We start from the raw sequence: 17,279 nt of genomic DNA on the forward strand, positions 1-17,279 counted from the left end.
GGTTGACGGATCTGCTCCCACGACCGTGATGAGTTTCCGACACCACCAGGTGCGGGGCGACACCACCGCGAACCGCATTCATCGCCTCGCCCGAGTGTGTCATCGGGTTGTGTTCTCGTAGGCGGCAATATCCCGCCATGCGCGCGGAGTGAGCCCGTACATTTCCCGGAAGCGTCGCGCGAAGTAGGAAGGATTGGTGAAGCCCCAGCGCCGAGCGATGGTGGCGACCGGGACGTCTTGGGTCTCCGGGCGCGCGAGTTCGCCGTGGCTGCCTTTGAGGCGGCTGGTGATGATCCACTGCTCGAGGCTGAAGTCGGCATCCTCGCAGAGCCGGAACAGTTTTCGGGTGGAGATGTCATGGGCCCGAGCGATCCTGTCCGGCGACAGCGATGCTTCCGAAAGGTGCTGACGAATATACCCACGGATGCGGGGCAACAGCACCTCGGCCATCATTCCGCGTGCGTAGTCCGCGTTGTAGGCCGAGGCAAGCATTGCGCGGGTCAGTTCGATCATGGACTCGTCGATATCCGGTGCGGCAGGGGTGGCCGTGAGCGCGTCACCAGTCGCGGACAGTTCGGCGATATGCGAGCTCACCAGCGCGTACAGCGGGCTGGCTGGTAGGCGGGAGGCAGCCGACACAGTCACTTCGCGCGGGAGTCCGAGTTGATCAACGGGCACGTACAGTGCCTGCGATGCGCCGGGGCCGTCCCAGCCGAACGAGTAGGGCGCGTTCATGTCCATGAGCATCAACTCGCCGGGATGTACGTCACGCTGCACATCGAACTGATCGTGCCGACCGATGCTCCGTCGTTGCCGGGCCAGTGCCAACACCTCCGAAGGTCCGGTCCGGATCTGTTTCGGCTTGCGGCTCAACGTGATTCCGGTGATGTGCGCCTGAAAGATACTGGTCCGTCCGATCTCAGCCATCTCGAGGACCGCATCGGCGGCAGCCGGATCCCCGATGGCGACATCCTGGGGCCAACTCTGATCGAGAAAAATCGACTTCAGGGCATCTGCTCGCTCGTGCACAGGAAGTTGGGAAGAATGAAACATGACCGGCATGCTTCACCTCGCTCGGTCGACACTGTCGAAGACCACGGGCACCACCTCGAAGAACCGACGAATGGCAATCACCGTACGCCGATTGCGGTCATCCCGCGCTATGAGTTGCCATAGTCAGCTCAGGGGACGGTGTAGGCATCGAGAAAGGCCAGCAAGTCGTTGTTGAGCATTGTTTTGTTAGTGTCAGTAATTCCATGCGGCGCACCGGGATAGACCTTGAGTTCGGCACCCTTGATCCGCTCGGCGGAGGCTTTACCGCCGACCTCGAAGGGCACGACCTGGTCATCGTCGCCATGAATGACCAGGGTCGGCACATCGAACGTGTCCAGGTCTTCCCGGAAGTCGGTCGCCGAGAAGGCTGCGATGCTCTCGTATGCGTTGCGGGCACCGGCTTGGAGTCCTTGCCGCCAGAAGGCGTCGCGCATGCCCTGCGATGCGTTCTGCCCCGGACGGTTGTTGCCGAAAAACGGGCCATCGGCCAGGTCGCGGTACGTCTGTGAGCGATCGGCCAGCGATCCGGCCCGGATCCCATCGAACACCTCGACGGGCACACCGTCGGGATTGTCGTCGGTCTTGAGCATGTACGGCGGGACCGCGGATACAAGCACGATCTGAGCGATTCGGCTGGTTCCGCGTCGGCCGACATATCGGGACACTTCACCCCCACCGGTGGAGAAGCCGATCAACGTGACCTGCCGGAGGTCGAGGAACTCGATCAGGCCGGCGAGATCGTCTGCGTAGGTGTTCATCTCGTTGCCCTCCCACGCCTGGGTGGACCGGCCGTGGCCACGGCGGTCGTGGGCGATGACGCGATAACCGTTGGAGGCCAGAAACAATTGCTGGACCTCCCAGCTGTCCGAGTTCAGCGGCCAGCCGTGACTGAGGATCACCGGGCGGCCGGTGCCCCAGTCCTTGTAGTAGATCTCCGTACCGTCCAGAGCGGTGTACATCGGCATGATTCGTCCTTCCCGGTAGACCTGACGTCGGCGGCATATGCGCTGTCGGAGAACAACATATGGTCGCCGCAACGGGTCGAGCTGAAGGTATGTGCACGGTTATGTACTCAGCGAGCACGTGACCACGCCGGCCGGACAGTGCCGCCCTGACAGTGCGCTGTGAGTACAGCGAAGTGCACTCACGTTCAAGTCAGACTGGTAGATCACCTCTAGGTTGTCTGTTACTTCAATTGCGACGAGAGGGGATCGGTCATGGTGTCCACCACTGCCCGCATCAGTCCGACACGGTCCGGGCTGCACATTCGTCTGGCGGCGATCATCGCGTTGTTCGTCGCTGTGTTCTGCCTGTCAGCCGTTCCCGCGAACGCCGGGCCGGCGCCAAAACCGACCGTCGTCCTCGTTCACGGTGCATTTGCCGATTCCTCTGGCTGGCGGGACGTCGCGACGACACTGGGAGCTGCCGGGTATCCGGTTCAGACCTTTGACAATCCGCTGCGTGGGCCGGCCCATGACTCCGCCGCGCTCGAGAAGCAGCTCGCGACCATCAGCGGTCCGATTGTCCTCGTCGGACATTCCTACGGCGGAGCGGTCATCACCAACACCCACGACCCCGACGTTGTCGCGAACGTCTACATTGCCGCATTTGCTCCCGCTCAGGGTGAGTTCGTCCAAGGCCTGCTCAACCCATTGATCTATCCCGGTAGTCGGCTGCTGCCGCCCGCTCTGGAACTCAAGGTTGTCGAGGACCCGACCGGGATCGCCGGATACAACGTCGACGGCTACATCGCCGAGCCCTACTTCCATGAGATCTTCGCCCAAGACGTCGACGACGCGACCGCAGCCGACATGTTCGCTCACCAAAAGTCCGCGGCCCTTGTGGCCAACCTCGAACCCTCTGGTGACCCGTCGTGGGCGACGGTGCCCAGCTGGTACCTCGTCTCCAAGCAGGATCAGGTCATTCCGCCGGACCTGCAGCGATTCATGGCATCTCGCGCAGCGGCCGGCCACACTACCGAGGTCGACGCCTCCCACGCCTCACTTGTGTCACGGCCCGGCGAAGTGGCGACGACCATCCTGGCCGCCGCCACCGCGACTCAAAGCTGAACACGCATGGCGAGCTCGTAGCCATCAGACAATGCTCCGACCGCCATCGACGTGAATGAGCTGACCATGAACCATGGCTGCGTCATCACTTGCCAAGAAGGCTATGACCGACGCAATTTCGTCGGGCGTGGCCGGCCGGCCCAAGGGTGACTTGGCCGCAAGTTTGTCGAGCAGTGGACCCAGCACCAATTCCGTCCCCTCAGTCCGCGTAGGACCGGGCGCGACGGAGTTGACACGCACTCCACGGGGGCCGAACTCGACCGCCCAATCCTTGGTGAGCTGGTTCAGCGCTGCTTTGCTCGAGCCGTAGATCCCCGTCGATGAACTCCCAAAGCTCGCAACCATTGTGCTCACGTTGACGATCACGCCGAACTTACGCTCGATCATGGTCGGAACCAGCTGACCGACAAGGAAATACGGCGCTTTGACGTTGAGCGTATACAGTGCGTCGAAGTCTTCCTCGGTACCGTCGGGGGTCGGCCCAGAGACTGCGGCTCCGGCGTTGTTGACGAGAATGTCGACGTGCCCCGTCAACGCCAGGGCATCCTGCGCCAAAGCAACGGCGGCTGTGGCGCCGGTCAATTCCGCACTGATGAAGTCAGCTTTACCGCCGTCACTCTGAATCGCTTCGACGACTGCTTTTCCACGCTCGAGGTCACGACCGGACACGATCACGTACGCACCATGAGCTGCAAGCGTGGATGCCGCGGCTTTCCCGATTCCGCTCGTGGCGCCCGTGACGAGAGCAACGCGCCCGGTAAGGTCCCGCATCTGAGTTGCTGACCCTAGAAACCTTTGTCGCTGAGCCAGGCCAGTGTCGTACCCGCGACTTCTTCCCAGCCGTCGTCGATGGTGAGGGAGTGTCCACGGCCTTCGAACTCGTGATACTCGGTGATCGAATCACCGCCGGCGTACATCGCGAGAACTTCTCGCGTCACCTTCGCCGGGACGGTGTGATCCTCGGAGCCTGAGGTGAGGAGCAAAGGGCCCCGGCTCGCCTTGTGCGTGTCCACTGCTGCCGGGGAGTTGCGGCGAAAGTTGGCGGTCGCGTCTTCGAACAGTGGCCGGCCGGGTCCGGGGATGGTCCACTTCTCGAACAACTCGTCGGACGCCTCTTGTGTCAATGTATTGCCGAAGCTGTAGTGGAATTGCTTCGAGGTCAACGCCACCGTCTTCTTCTTGTTCGCGGGGTTCGACAGTACCGGGAATCCGGACTTCAGCTGCGAGAAGGGAAGTGCCTTCACTCCTTTGATCGGAGCCGGGTCGATTGCGACTGCAGCCGCGGCGAGGTCGGTCGCGAGGAGTTCTTGAGCGATAAGACCGCCGAAGGAATGTCCGATGACGATCGGTTTGGTCTCGAGTGTCCCGATCAGATCCGCGTAGTGCTCGTAAACGTCCTGTATTCCAACGTTGTTCATCTTCTCCGGCGCTTCACGGGTCTCTTGCACGGTCACGCCGTCTCCGGGCCAGCCCGGAGCAGTGGCCGTATAGCCACGCTCTGCGAACAGAGAGATCCATGGTTCCCACGCGCTCGAATGAATCCACAAACCATGGATGAACAGGACAGGGTTGTTCTGAGGTGCAGCGGCCATTCGCATTCCGTTCGATAGAGGGTCTTCACAGCGTCTGGATCAGGCCGCCGTCGATGGTGAAATCTGATCCGGTCACATTGGCAGATGTATCTCCAGCCAGGAAGAGCACAAGATCGGCAACCTCTCCGGGCGTTGTGAACCGTCCTGTGACCGACTGCGCTGCTGCACTTTTGGCGACCTCGTCGGCCTGCCCGCCGCTGGCGCCGGCAATTGTCTCGGCAACGCCGCCCTCGCCCAGCCACAGACCGGTGGACACCGGTCCCGGACTGACCGTGTTGACACGTATTCCTTGCGGACCGAGCTCTTTCGAGAGTGATTTACAAAGGTTGGTGAGGGCCGCTTTGACCGCGCTGTAGTCAACGACCCCAGGATCGGGGAGAAAGGCATTGACCGAGCCGACAGTGACGATCGTTCCGCCGCCACGTCGAAGAAGCTGCGGTATCGCGGCCCTGGTTGTTCGCACGGTTGCCATGAGGCCCAGAGTCCAGGAGTCATACCACTGATCGTCGGTCACGCTTGCGAACCCGGCCGGCCTCGGCGTCACCGCTCCGGCGTTGTTGACGAGGATATCCACACCGCCAAGCGTTATGGCCTGCTCGATCAACGCGATCGGACCTTCGGGTGTCGACAGATCCACGGGAACGAACGTCACCAGGCCCGCATCTTCCAGGCGGGCAAGATCGGGGCCCCGGCTTCGTGAACCGGCGACGACGTGCGCGCCTTCCTTCGTCAGCGCGGTGGTCACCGCCAGCCCGATACCTTTGCTGGCGCCGGTGACGACCGCCAACTTTCCCGAGAGGCCAAGATCCATCAGCATCCGATCGTTCGCTCCGGCACACAGATAGCCCGCTCCAAAGATCAGCGGGGAGGCCTCAAGCAATCGACCGAGCGCCCCAACTCATAACGGCACGACCACATTCACGTCGAATGGTAGACCCGATGATGGGAGAGAGCAGCGCTTGACGAAAAAGATGATTTCGGGGCGACAGGATGTCGAGAATGGGGTGGTGGCTCCGTCTCAGATATGCAGGCGGCGACAACGCGCCGCGACGACGAAGGAGAAACACCATGAAGTACTTGCTGCTGAAGCACTACCGAGGCGGCCCGACTCCCGTTCGCGACTGGGCACCAATGGACCAGTGGACGCCGGATGAGGTCGACGCACACATCAAGTTCATGCAGGATTTCGCAAACCGCTTGGAAGGAACAGGTGAGTACATCGACGGTCAGGCACTTGCGCCCGATGGCGCGTTTGTGCGATACGACGGCGAAGGGCGCCCACCGGTGACCGATGGTCCGTTCGCCGAGACCAAAGACCTCATTGCCGGCTGGATGATCATCGACGTGGCGTCGTGGGATCGCGCTGCGGAGCTGGCAGGGGAGCTGTCCGCGGCGCCAGGGGCCGGGGGCAAGCCGATCCACGAGTGGCTCGAGGTCCGGCCGTTTCTCAGCGACCCGCCCACGGTGACCGAGTGAACGAGTCTCTGCTGCGGGAGCTCGTGCCCGCGGTCATCGGTGTCCTCGTCCGGCGCGGAGCAGACTTCGCGTCGGCCGAGGATGCCGTGCAAGAGGCGTTGATCCGGGCCCTCGAATCCTGGCCCGCCGATCCACCGCGCGATCCGAAAGCGTGGCTGGTGGCTGTGGCGTGGCGCAGGTTCCTCGACGCTGTTCGCGCCGAGAGTTCGCGGCGGGGTAGGGAACTCGCCGTCGAAGTCGAGCCTGTCCCCGGTCCGGCACCGGATGCGGACGAGACACTGCAGCTGTACTTCCTGTGCGCGCACCCCACGCTGTCACCGGCATCGGCTGTCGCATTGACGTTGCGAGCGGTCGGTGGCCTCACCACACGCCAGGTAGCGTCGGCATACTTGGTGCCTGAAGCGACCATGGCCCAACGGATCAGCAGGGCCAAGAAGCGGATCTCTGGTCTTCGGCTCGACCAGCACGGCGATCTCGGAACCGTTTTGCGGGTGCTCTATCTGGTCTTCAACGAGGGGTACAGCGGCGACGTCGATCTTGCGGCCGAAGCGATTCGTCTGACCCGGCAGGTTGTTGCGCTGACCGACGAACCCGAGGTCACCGGGCTGCTTGCACTCATGCTGCTCCACCACGCGCGCCGCGCGTCGCGTACCGGACCCGGCGGTCGTCTGGTGCCGCTGACCGAACAAGACCGATCGCGTTGGGACACAACACAGATCGCCGAAGGCGTGGCGATACTACAGGCGGCGCTTGCTCGTGACCGGCTGGGTGAATACCAGGTACAGGCCGCGATCGCTGCACTGCACGCCGATGCCCGGAGCACCGCCGAGACGGACTGGGTACAGATCGTCGAGTGGTATGACGAACTGCTGCTCATCACCGACAGCCCGGTGGTCCGGCTCAACCGCGCAGTGGCGGTCGGCGAGGCCGACGGGCCGCAAGCCGGTCTGGCCGCGCTGGTCGACGTGAATCCGGCCCTACCACGCTATGTCGCGGCGTCGGCATACCTGCACGAACGCGCGGGTGATCTCGAGGTCGCCGCCGATCTGTACACCGAGGCATCTCGCACTGCGACAAACGTTCCGGAGCGCGATCACCTCACGAGAGAGGCCGCACGGGTGCGACAACTGTTGCGGGCTTGAGTGCCTACGGCGACTCGGCGCGAACGAATAGTCGTCGAGTGAGGTGCTGGAGCTCGGACCTGAGTGTCTCGTCATCAAGATCCTTGACCAGTGGGTGAGCAAGGGTGCCACCGAGGGCGGCCGACAACATCGCCACCCGCACTCGGGACTGGGCATTCGTCTCGGCGTCGTCGTCGACCAAAAGCCCGTATAGGCGGACGATCAGGTGCCGAAACGGTTCATGGTCTGAGACGAATCGAACCATCACCGGATCGTGCTGGAGGATGGCCATCATCGTGCGGCGTTCGACGACGATTTCGATCAGATCGTTGATAAGGAAGGTGCGCGCGAGCTCGCGACTCGGCTGCGCCTCCGCGGCCTCGAGCCCGGTTTCGAGTCGAGCCAGGCCGGTCTCGGCGACCGCGCGCACGATGTCGTCCCTGGACTTGAATTGGTGGTAGACGGCAGCTTTCGTTACACCGATCGAATCGGCGATCATCTGCAATGACGTTCCGCCCACGCCTTGTTCGGCGAACAGCGCAAGCGCAGCGGTGATGACTCGCGTCTGTGCGGCGCTGCGCGAGATCGATCCGAGGTGCACCTCAGATGTGTGTTTCTTTGAAACCATCACACGAGGATAGCCGATCGGCTACTTTCACTCTCAGCCGGACGGTGACCCACATCACTACCCCCGCCTCCTGGCATTGGTATTCACCAGAGAATGAACGGAGCGCAAACCGGAATGAATCTCGAAGAACGAATTGCTCATCACGGTCGGATGGCTGAAAGCTACAGCAACGCATACCTTCGGCAGGGTGTGCAAGATGGTGAAGAGTACACCGACGACGAGGGGCACGAGGCATGGAAGTTCGCGCCTGAAGCGGTGTACACCTCACCATATTTCACCGGGGATCAGGAATTCCTGATGAGCGAATTCACCTCGGACACAGCACAAGCCGCGACCATGGAGGCCAAGGCGTATTCATTGACCTTCTCCGATTGGAAGCCGGCGAGCTTCAAATATTGGCCCGCATCTGACGGCTTCGTGATGAAGACCCGGTGGCAGGGTCACACTGCAGACGGCACCGGAATGGGCTTCTACTCGTACAGCTTTGTGAACACCAATCCTGATGGTGAAGTCACTCGCTGGGAGACCCACGTCAACGACGAGTACAGTCCATTCCTCAAGGTCGCAATCGGTGTGAGCGGTCCGTTCCAGGGCACCTCGGATTACCTGGACGCGCTACATCGGTGCCTCGACAAGGCAAACGTCACTCACTGAGCGGCAATCAAAGACGTCGGGTGGCCGCCCCGCTTTCGCAATCACGGCGGCCACCCGACGAACCCACGTCGCTTCGTTTCCTGTTGTGGGGCAACAGTTGTGGTCTAGGCCTCACCACCCTGCACAACAGGAGTATTACGCATGCCAACAACAGGACACGTCGTGCGCATGGGCGGCCGATGTCCTTGAAAGAAGGAAGAAGAATTTGAAGCTACATCGTTTGCTCATCGCTCTCATAGCGATGGTGGTGCTGCTTGCCGGCTGTAGTTCCCGAGGGGGTGGTGGTGAGGACGGGGGAGACGAGGGCGGCTCTACCTCGGCGGAATCTGCTTCGAATTCCTTCGGGGATCTGGCCGATGTTTGCCAGTCTGGGTCCGCGAAAGGCTCACCTACGCAGGGTGTTACCGATACCGAGATCCAGGTAGGGGTGTTCTCGGATGTGGGATTCACCAAAAACCAAGAGTTTGTGGATGCGGCGAAGGTCTTCACGTCATGGTGCAATGAACTCGGTGGTATTAATGGTCGAAAACTTGTCGCGAACACCCGCGATTCCAAACTGATGGAAACCCGACAGCAAATGATCACAGCCTGCCGTGAGGACTTCGCGCTGGTCGGTGGTGGTAGCGGACTGGATGGTCTGGGTGTCAAGGAACGTCTCAGTTGCACGTTGCCGAACTTCGTGGCGCAGTCGGTGCAACCGGCTGCGACCGGCTCTGACTTGCAGATCGCTGCTTCACCGGCCACAACTGCAGGCTACGATCCGTTCTTCGCATTCCGGAAGTGGCTGATGAACGAGGCGTACCCGGATTCGCTGAATGCCGTGGGGATCATCAACGGTGATTCGCCGCTGACCAAGTCGATCGGTCAACAGGCTGTCGAATCCACCGAGGCTGCAGGCGGAACGTTTGTCTACAACGACCTGTATCCGGCGATGGGCATTTCCGACTGGACCCCTTACGCACAGGCCATGAAGAACAAGGGCGTCAAGGGTCTGATCTTCTACGGTCAGTTCCAGCAGTTGGCCAAACTCGAGAGTGTGCTGACCAGCATGGAGTACAAGCTCGACTGGATCGATGCCAACAACAACGCGTACGGACAGCAGTTCATCGACCTGTTGGGTTCCTCCGCTGACTACCAGAACAACTACGTCGACCTGAGTGGGGTGAGCCCGTTCAACAGCCCCGAACCGGCGATGAAGGAACTGCTCGCGCTCTACTCCGAGTACGCTCCCGATGCGGAGATCACGTTGCCGGCGATCCGGGCGATATCGTCCTGGTTGCTGTTCGCCAAGGCCGCAGCGAGCTGTGGTGACGAGCTGACCCGGACATGTCTCTACAACGCAGGTAAGTCCGAAACCGCTTGGACCGGTGGTGGATTGACAGCGCCGCAGAATCTTGCCGAACCCACCCCGCCGTCACCGTGCTTCAACGCACAAAAGGCAACATCAAAGGGCTGGGAGACTCCCGCTTTCGAGCCCGATGACGGTCAATACCGATGCAGTACCCCGCCGTACAAGTACACCCAGGACTATGGGGTCCCGATGACCCTTGCCGACGTCGGGAAGACCATGGCCGACGTCAACTAGTTGGCCACGAGGGGTATTCGGTGTCGGCGCACGTGCGCCGACACCGAATACTTATTTCGCCTCTTCCTGGCAGGTCGGGCATAGTCCGTGCAGGGTCAGCCCGGCTGTGGTTGGGAGTTCGAAGCGGCTGCCGTCACTCGCGCGGGCGAGGGCCTCGGCGAGATTTTCGGCGGGTACTTCGATCACGGCGTCACACCGGGTGCAAACGGCGTGGTGGTGGGGTTGTTCGGCCAATCCATAGGTGGCGACGCGGTCTCCGACGGTGAGGGCGTGCAGGATCCCGACCTCGACCATGGTGGTGAGGGTGCGATAGACCGTGGTCAGGTCGACGAGGTCGCCTTGCTCGGTGAGGCGTTCGACGATTTGCTGTGCGCTCAGATGCCCGACGGCCGGGTCGGCCATCAGGATTGTCATGACGGCCACGCGGGGGGCGGTGCACCGCAAACGGTGGTGTTGCAGGATCGAGCGCGCCTCGGCGACCGCGAGGTCGCTTGTCATATCGGCACCGGGCATGTGTCCAGTGTCGCGCCGAATGCAGGTATTGCCAACCGTCTGGTTTGCTGACAATCCGATGGTCGGCTGGGCTGAGCGGGTGCGGGATGATTCAGGCAAGGCGGTGGCGTTCGAGAAGGTCCCTGTCACCGAGGATCTTGGCGATATCGCCGTCGGCGACAATCCGGCCGCCGTCGAGGATCAGGGCTCGCGTGCAGATTCGTTGTGCGTAGTGCAGGTCGTGGGTGACCATCACGATGGTGGTCGGCAGCCTTCGCAGAACCTCGGCCAGCTCTCGCCGGGCGACGGGATCGAGGTTCGCGGCCGGCTCGTCGAGCACCAGGACATCGGGGTGGCAGGCGAGCGTGGTGGCCAAGGCGGCGCGGCGGCGTTCACCAACCGACAAGTGTGCTGGTGACCGGTCGGCGCGGTCGGACATTCCCACTGCGTCGAGGGCCTCGGCGACACGGTCGTCGAGGTCGGTATCGACCACCCCGAAGTTCGCCGGGCCGAAGGCGACATCTTGGGCGACGGTCGGCATGAACAGCTGATCGTCAGGATCCTGGAAAACCAGGCCAACCCGTCGCCGTACCTCGCGCACGGTGCCTGGCCCCAGTTGAACGTCTCCGATGTGAACTTCACCGGAATCCGCGGTGAGCACGCCGTTGAGCTGCAGCATGAGGGTTGATTTGCCGGCGCCGTTGGGTCCGAGGACGGCGACCCGCTCGCCCGCGGGGAGGTGCAGGCTCACCTCGTGCAGTGCGCCGGTTCCGTCGGGGTAGGCGAAGCTCAGGTCCACCACCCGCACGGTCCCCGCCGCCACTGCCGATATCGCTGTCATTGCAGCCACCAGGCGCAGATACTGACAGCCACCGCTGCCGAGGTCGGGATCAGGGCCAACAGCCAGGTGGTAGCGGTTGCCGGGATCGTCCCGTAATGCGGTACGGCTCCGGTGAATCCGCGCGAGAGCATGGCGAGGTGGACGCGTTCTCCGCGTTCGTAGGAGCGCAGGAACAGGGCTCCGGCTCCACGCGCAGTGGCCCCGACCTGGCGTAAGGTGCGCGGATCGTCGCCTCTCGAGATCCGCGCCATACGCATCCGGATGGCTTCTGCGACAAGCAGATCGACGTACCGCAGCATGAGTACGACGATGGTGACGATCATTCCGGGTACCCGCAGCCGAGTCAGTCCGGCAGGCAGGTCGCGGACGTTCGTGGTTGCCGCCAGGGTCAGCGACACCCCGACACCGAGAGTGCCTTTGGCTATGACGCCCCATGCGGCGTAAAGCCCTTGGGTCGACAGTGACACTCCGAGCACCTCGGTCTGTGGGCCGCCGTCGGCGAAGGGGAGTAGCACAGCAAGTATGACGAAAGGCAGCTCGATCACCATCCGCGGCAGGATCCAGCGTAGCGGGATGTGTGCCCACCACCAGACTCCGATCAGGATGGCGACGTAACAGCCGAACGGCCAGAACAACTCTCGGGGTGTCGCGACCACGGCGAACACCGCGATGACCGCCGCCACGATCTTCACTTCGGCGGCGGCGCGGTGTGCCGGCGAGTTCCCAGGTAGATAGAGCGAGTTTCCCGCGCCCACTGTTACGGCGCCTGGCTGCGGGTGTCGGAGGCACCTGCGGGAGCCACGAGTGGCGGGCGTCGCCTACCCACCCGGATCAGCCGGATGACGGCGACCAGGAGCGCGAATACCGCCAGTACGCCAACGATTCCCGCAGCGCCCGTGAGCGTCTCGTTGCCGTTGATGGTGTAGTCGGCGAGGAAGGATTCGGAGCGGTGATGTTCACCGGCATTTTGCGCAATGCACTGACCATCGAGTTGTTCGGCACCATCGACCTCGACCACGGTGCAACCCCGCTGGGTGGTTGCGTCGAGACCGTCGGGCTGCGAACTGGCCACGTAGGACAGGAGTCCGGCAACCAGAAACGCTGCTGCTGCGAAGGCGAGCAGAAATCTGGTCATCGATCGGCCCGAATAGTCCGAAGCGCTTCGCGCACTGTCTGTTCGGCGCACAGCACGCAGCAGATACACCAGATCAGGACGTGCCTTGGCCACCGCGACAATGGTGATCGCGGTGATGACGCCCTCGCCGACCCCGATCAGGAGATGGGTGGCCAGCATGTAGCCCGTCACCTCTCCGAGCGTGGAGCCCGAGGCTCCACCGATGGCATACTCGAGCACAAATCCCATCGCCGCGGCGACGGTACCGCCCAGGGCGGCAAGGAACCCGATGCCGGCCACTCCCGTATCGCCGCGGGAAACCAGCAGGGGAGCGAGAAGTCGCGCCAGGACATAACCGACAGCGACTCCGATCAGCGCCATATTCGTGATGTTGGCGCCCAGAGCTGTGAGTCCACCGTCGGCGAAGAGCAACGCCTGCACAACAAGCACGATAGCCACGCACAACGCCCCGACGTACGGCCCGACCAGGATTGCGGCCAACGCACCCCCGAGCAGGTGGCCGCTTACTCCAGGCAGGATAGGGAAGTTGACCATCTGAACAGCGAAGATGAAGGCGGCCACCAGGCCTGCCATCGGAGCTGTTCGCTCATCGAGCTCCGATCGCGCCCGCCAGGCCGCAAAGGCAAGACCGCACACAGCAACCGCAGCAAAGAGCAACGACGTCGGCGCATCGACAATGCCGTCGCTCATATGCATCGCAGTGGTGGTACTGCTCATTCCCCGGACGCTACGCGTGATGCAAGTCACTGGCAAGACCGCCCCGAAGTGCTTGCCGCTTGCATGACCGTTTCGTCCAGTTTCAGGGCTTTCTGTTTCATACACGGGAGAGTGGTTGTCGCCCTAGTGAAGTCGCACTCCGGTCAGCGATGGAATCCCACACATGCGAGCGCGGCAGCGGAGCTGGTTTTCGGCTGCCCGCTCGCAATTCGGCGACTACAGGCCGGCAAAAAAGGTCTCGGCCGCATCGTTGACCCGGTCACGATCTCCGGTGGTGAGTAGGTCGAGCAGCAGCCCTCGAATCGTTGCGATCACCAGTGTCGCCCGTTGTCTGGCTGTATCAGGATCGACGCCTGGGCTCTGAACTTCGCATAGCGAACGCATCCAATCCGTGACCACCTGATCCAAGAAACCGCTGAATTGTTGTGGCGCTTGCAGAGCGCGCCCATAAACGGCATAAAACAGACGAAACTCCTGTTCCCGCTTCGGGTCCGAGGTGTGCTCCCACGCCACCCGTGCTGCGCTTGCGAGGTCGGGCTGCTCACCGAGCGCCCCTTCGGTATCCACAACGAGGCGTTCTCGTAGCCGCGCGAGGACAGCCTGGAACATCTGCTCCTTGGTGCCGAAATGATGTACCAGCGTGTTGGATGTGACCCCGAGTGCGGCCGCGACCGGACGCCACGTCAATTCGGAGAACCCCTGCTCGACCGCGTAGTCGACGACTGCATCCAATAACGCAACCCGACGCTGATGATCAACCGGCCGACCCGCCATTTGAACCTCCGTGATTTTGGCACTTGCTTTACTTGCACGACTGTATAAAGAATAGGGTCTGACAACAATGCACTCCAACTGAGGTGCATGCAGCCCACCGAGAAGGAGTCGCCACCATGGCACGAGTCGTCGTATTCAACGAGTTCGGCGCGCCGGATGTCTTGCAGATCGTGGATGAGCCGATCAGCGAGCCGGGCGTGGGCGAACTGCGTATCAAGATCGACGCGTTCGGAGTCAACCGTCTCGATCAAATGATGCGCGCCGGGCACTACCCGGCGCCGATCCGGCTTCCACATGCCCGGCTTGGCGTCGAAGGCGCGGGCACTGTTGACGCGGTCGGTTCGGGCGTCGAGTGCGTCCGCGTCGGTGACGAGGTCATCATCACCGCAGTGCCCGACGCCGACGTCAACGGAACCTATGCCGAGTACACGATCGTGCCGGCCAGCCGGATCTTTGCCCGGCCGGACACGATCGACGCGACCACCGCTGCCGCGTTGTGGGTGTCGTATTCCACGGCCTACGGCGCCCTCGTCGAGAGAGCCGGTATGCGTCCCGGCGATCACGTACTGATCACCGCCGCGTCGAGCAGCGTGGGCCTGGCCGCGATCCAGATCGCGAACTACGTCGGCGCCATCCCGATCGCGGTCACCCGCAGCACCGCAAAGAAAGACATCCTCATGCAGGCGGGCGCAGCCACGGTGATCGTTTCCGACGATGAAGACATAGCCGAAGTCGCCAAACAGTTCACTGGCGGCGCGGGCGTGGAAATCGTCCTCGACTCGGTCATGGGCCCCGGCTTGGCTGACCTTACCGGCGCGTTGAAGTTCAATGGAAAAATCGTGGCGGTGGGCTGGCTCGATCCAAGGCCCGCTCCTGTTCCGATGAATCCCCTCACCTTGATCCGGTATGCGAGTTTCGAGCACACGCTCGATCCCGTGGCAGTGCGACGAATCGCATCGTTCTTGCGCGCCGGACTGCGCAATGGTGCTCTGCACCCGACGATCGACAGAGTATTCAAGTTCGACGACATCGCGGCGGCCCACGTTTATCTCGAAGGTGGACAGCAGGTCGGCAAAATCGTTGTCACACTCTAGAATTCATGCGTCAAAACCCAGCCGTGCTGTCGCGGTCACCTTGTTGACCGCGCCGCCATCAAGACTCGAGCGACCAGGAAGATGAGAATCGCGGTCACCGCGAAGCCAAGGCGCGAGGTCCAGAGTAGGGATTGGGAAACGACCGCTGCTGATTCGGAATCGAACCCGAAAAACACGAGAATTCGATCACCCATTCCCCAGTTCTTGCTCTCGTATCCCTTGTACGGTTTGGTCCCGGGCGTGCGGTGACTCGTCACATTTCCCGACCAGTCAACCGCCTCCACGAGAGCCCAAAATGACCCTACGAGGGTCAACAATATCGCGGCCCCAAGGAGATTCGCGGCTAGCGGTGTTGCTGTATTCTCGGGTTTCCGCTTCACGTCGAGAGCCTAGCGGAGGGGGAGTGGTTGGCCCCCCTTCCGCCTGGTTGACCCCGTCCCGCCGGGTACGAATCCGATCCGAAGAGGGTGCCGCGCATGACGTACCGGTCGGCGCTGTCACGACGCCGGCTGAAACAATTCAATGAGATTTCCCGATGGGTCTGAAACAAGTATCTGTTGCCCACCGGGGCCGCTGACAGTGTCGCTGCGGAATGGAACTCCGGCAGCTTTGAGCCGTTCGATCTCTGCGGCGAGGTCATCGACGATGAGATGGATGCGGTTCCAACCGCCGGCCGTGGGAAAAGCGCCATCGGGCATTATCCGGGCGCCAGAACTCGTCGGCCCGGAAAGCAGTAGCCGCAGCGAACCACGAACGACGTCAGCGAAGGCGGGGGCCGCACTGTAGCGAAGAGTGAAGCCGAAGTGCGTGGTGTAAAAGTCAATGGAGGCTTCCACGTCGTTGACGATGTAACGGACGTTCGCCAGATCCTTATCCACTGATGCCATCCCGCTGCCTTTCCCGATTGAAGGACAAATCTGCCACCGGCAGTTTACCGGACCCACTCTGGAGATGACTGCGACGCATACGCAAGATGCGAAATATCTGCCGACGCGACAGAGTCGCTCACACACGCATAGGTGCCGACTTTTGTCACCGTGACATAAGTCGGGGAGTAGGCCCCACGGTAGGAAACCGGCGCCCAAACCAGTTGTAACACAGGAACTGTCACCAACCCTGGAGTGTAGGGAGCAGCAGCTGAGCGAGGCTCAGATTCTAAACCCGCTGCACCACAGCACCATTCGAGCACCAATGGGGCGCGAGCCTCGCGTCGGCAGGCGCTGTACTCTGCCTGGTGCCGGGGAGGGGGTAGTGGCCGGAGTGGTCCCTGTGGATCGCGTGAACGGTAATGTGCGGTCGATCGCACCATGTTCGCACACATGTGCGAACATAGACAGCGTGAACTCGCGTACAAAAACCGGATTGACTACCGACGACCTGGAAATGTTGTCTACGGCGCTCGCTGCAGGTAAGCGGGTCACCGTCTACCTCCGTGACCCGATGCCGTCGCTCGATCTCCCCGCTGGAGCATCGGCGCGCGTGATGTCCGTCGACGGGTCAACGGTGACGGTAAGCCCGAAAGGCGTCGACGATCAATTGCCGTTCGAGGCCGACGAACTGCACAAGACTCGCACGGCGGCAACTTCCACGACTCCGGTGCGTCAGCGGCCGGTCAAGGCGACGTCCGCATCATCAGCCGCAACGAAGTCACCGAGAACCTTTGCAACGGAATCGAAGCCGGTACCTAAACCTGAACCTGAACCCGCGAAGTCGAGACCAGTGGAACAGAAATCTGCCCCGGTAAAAGCACTACGACGCGCTAAAACTTCAGCGGCTGTCAGTGTGACCGTTACGTCGGTGAGTGAGAGCACCTGGACGGTGTCGGTGTCACACGGCAGCAAGAAGGGCAAGACCACCGAGGTCACCTCAGACCGGGTCGCGCGAGCGATGCACACACTCGGCGACGACGCCGCGATCATGGCAGTCGACGCAGTGATCGAGTCGGCGCGGTCGGCGGCCCAGAAAAGAATTGACGAGCTCAGTCATGAACTCGAAGCAGCGCGAGCAGTGCTGGCACATCTCGACGTACAGGTCGCAGACAGCTGACA

Annotated in this window: 19 protein-coding genes and 1 pseudogene; 7 read left to right on the forward strand and 13 right to left on the reverse strand. The window is 62.1% G+C overall.

Annotated elements, in window-relative coordinates; translation table 11 throughout:
• Positions 1 to 99: 99 nt before the first annotated feature.
• Together AC1TQG_RS19580 and AC1TQG_RS19585 are read right to left on the reverse strand one after the other, a co-directional pair.
• A complete protein-coding gene (locus AC1TQG_RS19580) occupies positions 100 to 1,053 on the reverse strand; it encodes a helix-turn-helix domain-containing protein (RefSeq protein ID WP_482139496.1) in 954 nt (317 codons plus the stop codon).
• Positions 1,054 to 1,181: 128 nt separating this feature from the next.
• Positions 1,182 to 2,018 carry an alpha/beta fold hydrolase gene (locus AC1TQG_RS19585; RefSeq protein ID WP_482139497.1) on the reverse strand — a complete coding sequence of 279 codons (837 nt, stop codon included), beginning with the start codon at positions 2,016 to 2,018 and terminating at the stop codon, positions 1,182 to 1,184.
• A gap of 252 nt (positions 2,019 to 2,270) precedes the next feature.
• On the opposite strand from AC1TQG_RS19585, the gene AC1TQG_RS19590 reads away from it, so the two are divergent.
• Entirely contained in the window at positions 2,271 to 3,122 is an 852-nt protein-coding gene (locus AC1TQG_RS19590; protein ID WP_482139498.1) for an alpha/beta hydrolase, read from the forward strand.
• A 24-nt stretch (positions 3,123 to 3,146) separates the two neighbouring features.
• Here AC1TQG_RS19590 and AC1TQG_RS19595 read toward each other — a convergent pair whose 3' ends face one another.
• From AC1TQG_RS19595 to AC1TQG_RS19605, 3 genes are read right to left on the reverse strand one after another with little or no spacing between them, the layout of a single operon-like run.
• Positions 3,147 to 3,893, reverse strand: coding sequence for an SDR family NAD(P)-dependent oxidoreductase (locus AC1TQG_RS19595; protein ID WP_482139499.1), 747 nt, complete (start codon positions 3,891 to 3,893; stop codon positions 3,147 to 3,149).
• Between the two features lie 14 nt (positions 3,894 to 3,907).
• On the reverse strand, positions 3,908 to 4,714 hold the full coding sequence (locus AC1TQG_RS19600; RefSeq protein ID WP_482139500.1) for an alpha/beta hydrolase: 807 nt from the start codon (positions 4,712 to 4,714) through the stop codon (positions 3,908 to 3,910).
• Between the two features lie 25 nt (positions 4,715 to 4,739).
• Positions 4,740 to 5,525, reverse strand: coding sequence for an SDR family NAD(P)-dependent oxidoreductase (locus AC1TQG_RS19605; RefSeq protein ID WP_482139931.1), 786 nt, complete (start codon positions 5,523 to 5,525; stop codon positions 4,740 to 4,742).
• A gap of 257 nt (positions 5,526 to 5,782) precedes the next feature.
• Here AC1TQG_RS19605 and AC1TQG_RS19610 point away from each other — a divergent pair, with 257 nt between their 5' ends.
• Both AC1TQG_RS19610 and AC1TQG_RS19615 read left to right on the forward strand, forming a co-directional pair.
• Entirely contained in the window at positions 5,783 to 6,190 is a 408-nt protein-coding gene (locus AC1TQG_RS19610) for a YciI family protein (RefSeq protein WP_482139501.1), read from the forward strand.
• Positions 6,187 to 7,332 (forward strand): RNA polymerase sigma factor, encoded by a 1,146-nt coding sequence (locus AC1TQG_RS19615; RefSeq protein WP_482139502.1) that lies wholly within the window; start codon positions 6,187 to 6,189, stop codon positions 7,330 to 7,332. The genes AC1TQG_RS19610 and AC1TQG_RS19615 overlap by 4 nt, the downstream gene beginning before the upstream one ends.
• Positions 7,333 to 7,336: 4 nt before the next feature.
• Here the strand turns inward: AC1TQG_RS19615 and AC1TQG_RS19620 are convergent, their stop codons facing one another.
• Complete coding sequence (locus AC1TQG_RS19620; RefSeq protein ID WP_482139503.1) at positions 7,337 to 7,939, reverse strand: TetR/AcrR family transcriptional regulator; 603 nt, start codon at positions 7,937 to 7,939, stop codon at positions 7,337 to 7,339.
• Between the two features lie 114 nt (positions 7,940 to 8,053).
• Between AC1TQG_RS19620 and AC1TQG_RS19625 the strand changes: the two genes are divergently transcribed.
• Together AC1TQG_RS19625 and AC1TQG_RS19630 are read left to right on the forward strand one after the other, a co-directional pair.
• Entirely contained in the window at positions 8,054 to 8,593 is a 540-nt protein-coding gene (locus AC1TQG_RS19625) for a hypothetical protein (RefSeq protein ID WP_482139933.1), read from the forward strand.
• Between the two features lie 241 nt (positions 8,594 to 8,834).
• Complete coding sequence (locus tag AC1TQG_RS19630) at positions 8,835 to 10,178, forward strand: ABC transporter substrate-binding protein (protein WP_482139934.1); 1,344 nt, start codon at positions 8,835 to 8,837, stop codon at positions 10,176 to 10,178.
• A gap of 51 nt (positions 10,179 to 10,229) precedes the next feature.
• Here the strand turns inward: AC1TQG_RS19630 and AC1TQG_RS19635 are convergent, their stop codons facing one another.
• From AC1TQG_RS19635 to AC1TQG_RS19660, 6 genes and pseudogenes are all read right to left on the reverse strand, one after another.
• Entirely contained in the window at positions 10,230 to 10,691 is a 462-nt protein-coding gene (locus AC1TQG_RS19635) for a Fur family transcriptional regulator (protein WP_482139504.1), read from the reverse strand.
• Between the two features lie 91 nt (positions 10,692 to 10,782).
• Positions 10,783 to 11,511, reverse strand: coding sequence for an energy-coupling factor ABC transporter ATP-binding protein (locus AC1TQG_RS19640; protein WP_482139505.1), 729 nt, complete (start codon positions 11,509 to 11,511; stop codon positions 10,783 to 10,785).
• Positions 11,508 to 12,266, reverse strand: a complete 759-nt coding sequence (gene cbiQ / locus AC1TQG_RS19645; protein WP_482139506.1) for a cobalt ECF transporter T component CbiQ — start codon at positions 12,264 to 12,266, stop codon at positions 11,508 to 11,510. Before cbiQ ends, AC1TQG_RS19640 begins: the two co-directional genes overlap by 4 nt.
• A gap of 2 nt (positions 12,267 to 12,268) precedes the next feature.
• On the reverse strand, positions 12,269 to 12,646 hold the full coding sequence (locus AC1TQG_RS19650) for a PDGLE domain-containing protein (protein WP_482139936.1): 378 nt from the start codon (positions 12,644 to 12,646) through the stop codon (positions 12,269 to 12,271).
• A 33-nt stretch (positions 12,647 to 12,679) separates the two neighbouring features.
• Positions 12,680 to 13,363 (reverse strand): annotated as a pseudogene (locus AC1TQG_RS19655) (energy-coupling factor ABC transporter permease); the annotation flags it as partial.
• A gap of 216 nt (positions 13,364 to 13,579) precedes the next feature.
• Positions 13,580 to 14,137, reverse strand: coding sequence for a TetR/AcrR family transcriptional regulator (locus tag AC1TQG_RS19660; protein ID WP_482139507.1), 558 nt, complete (start codon positions 14,135 to 14,137; stop codon positions 13,580 to 13,582).
• A 116-nt stretch (positions 14,138 to 14,253) separates the two neighbouring features.
• Between AC1TQG_RS19660 and AC1TQG_RS19665 the strand changes: the two genes are divergently transcribed.
• The gene (locus AC1TQG_RS19665) at positions 14,254 to 15,231 is read left to right on the forward strand and encodes a zinc-dependent alcohol dehydrogenase family protein (RefSeq protein ID WP_482139508.1); all 978 of its coding nucleotides are present in this window, start codon (positions 14,254 to 14,256) and stop codon (positions 15,229 to 15,231) included.
• Between the two features lie 497 nt (positions 15,232 to 15,728).
• Here AC1TQG_RS19665 and AC1TQG_RS19670 read toward each other — a convergent pair whose 3' ends face one another.
• Entirely contained in the window at positions 15,729 to 16,109 is a 381-nt protein-coding gene (locus AC1TQG_RS19670; protein ID WP_482139509.1) for a VOC family protein, read from the reverse strand.
• A gap of 451 nt (positions 16,110 to 16,560) precedes the next feature.
• On the opposite strand from AC1TQG_RS19670, the gene AC1TQG_RS19675 reads away from it, so the two are divergent.
• Positions 16,561 to 17,277 carry a DUF6319 family protein gene (locus tag AC1TQG_RS19675; RefSeq protein WP_482139938.1) on the forward strand — a complete coding sequence of 239 codons (717 nt, stop codon included), beginning with the start codon at positions 16,561 to 16,563 and terminating at the stop codon, positions 17,275 to 17,277.
• Positions 17,278 to 17,279: the final 2 nt, after the last annotated feature.

The sequence above is a fragment of the Williamsia sp. Y844 genome, from assembly GCF_056786475.1.

Coding starts and splice junctions, on each gene's coding strand:
- AC1TQG_RS19580 (WP_482139496.1), bottom strand. CDS start 1,053: ATGTTTCATTCTTCCCAACTTCCTGTGCACGAGCGAGCAGATGCCCTG.
- AC1TQG_RS19585 (WP_482139497.1), bottom strand. CDS start 2,018: ATGCCGATGTACACCGCTCTGGACGGTACGGAGATCTACTACAAGGAC.
- AC1TQG_RS19590 (WP_482139498.1), top strand. CDS start 2,271: ATGGTGTCCACCACTGCCCGCATCAGTCCGACACGGTCCGGGCTGCAC.
- AC1TQG_RS19595 (WP_482139499.1), bottom strand. CDS start 3,893: ATGCGGGACCTTACCGGGCGCGTTGCTCTCGTCACGGGCGCCACGAGC.
- AC1TQG_RS19600 (WP_482139500.1), bottom strand. CDS start 4,714: ATGGCCGCTGCACCTCAGAACAACCCTGTCCTGTTCATCCATGGTTTG.
- AC1TQG_RS19605 (WP_482139931.1), bottom strand. CDS start 5,525: ATGGATCTTGGCCTCTCGGGAAAGTTGGCGGTCGTCACCGGCGCCAGC.
- AC1TQG_RS19610 (WP_482139501.1), top strand. CDS start 5,783: ATGAAGTACTTGCTGCTGAAGCACTACCGAGGCGGCCCGACTCCCGTT.
- AC1TQG_RS19620 (WP_482139503.1), bottom strand. CDS start 7,939: ATGGTTTCAAAGAAACACACATCTGAGGTGCACCTCGGATCGATCTCG.
- AC1TQG_RS19625 (WP_482139933.1), top strand. CDS start 8,054: ATGAATCTCGAAGAACGAATTGCTCATCACGGTCGGATGGCTGAAAGC.
- AC1TQG_RS19630 (WP_482139934.1), top strand. CDS start 8,835: ATGGTGGTGCTGCTTGCCGGCTGTAGTTCCCGAGGGGGTGGTGGTGAG.
- AC1TQG_RS19635 (WP_482139504.1), bottom strand. CDS start 10,691: ATGCCCGGTGCCGATATGACAAGCGACCTCGCGGTCGCCGAGGCGCGC.
- AC1TQG_RS19640 (WP_482139505.1), bottom strand. CDS start 11,511: ATGACAGCGATATCGGCAGTGGCGGCGGGGACCGTGCGGGTGGTGGAC.
- AC1TQG_RS19650 (WP_482139936.1), bottom strand. CDS start 12,646: ATGACCAGATTTCTGCTCGCCTTCGCAGCAGCAGCGTTTCTGGTTGCC.
- AC1TQG_RS19660 (WP_482139507.1), bottom strand. CDS start 14,137: ATGGCGGGTCGGCCGGTTGATCATCAGCGTCGGGTTGCGTTATTGGAT.
- AC1TQG_RS19665 (WP_482139508.1), top strand. CDS start 14,254: ATGGCACGAGTCGTCGTATTCAACGAGTTCGGCGCGCCGGATGTCTTG.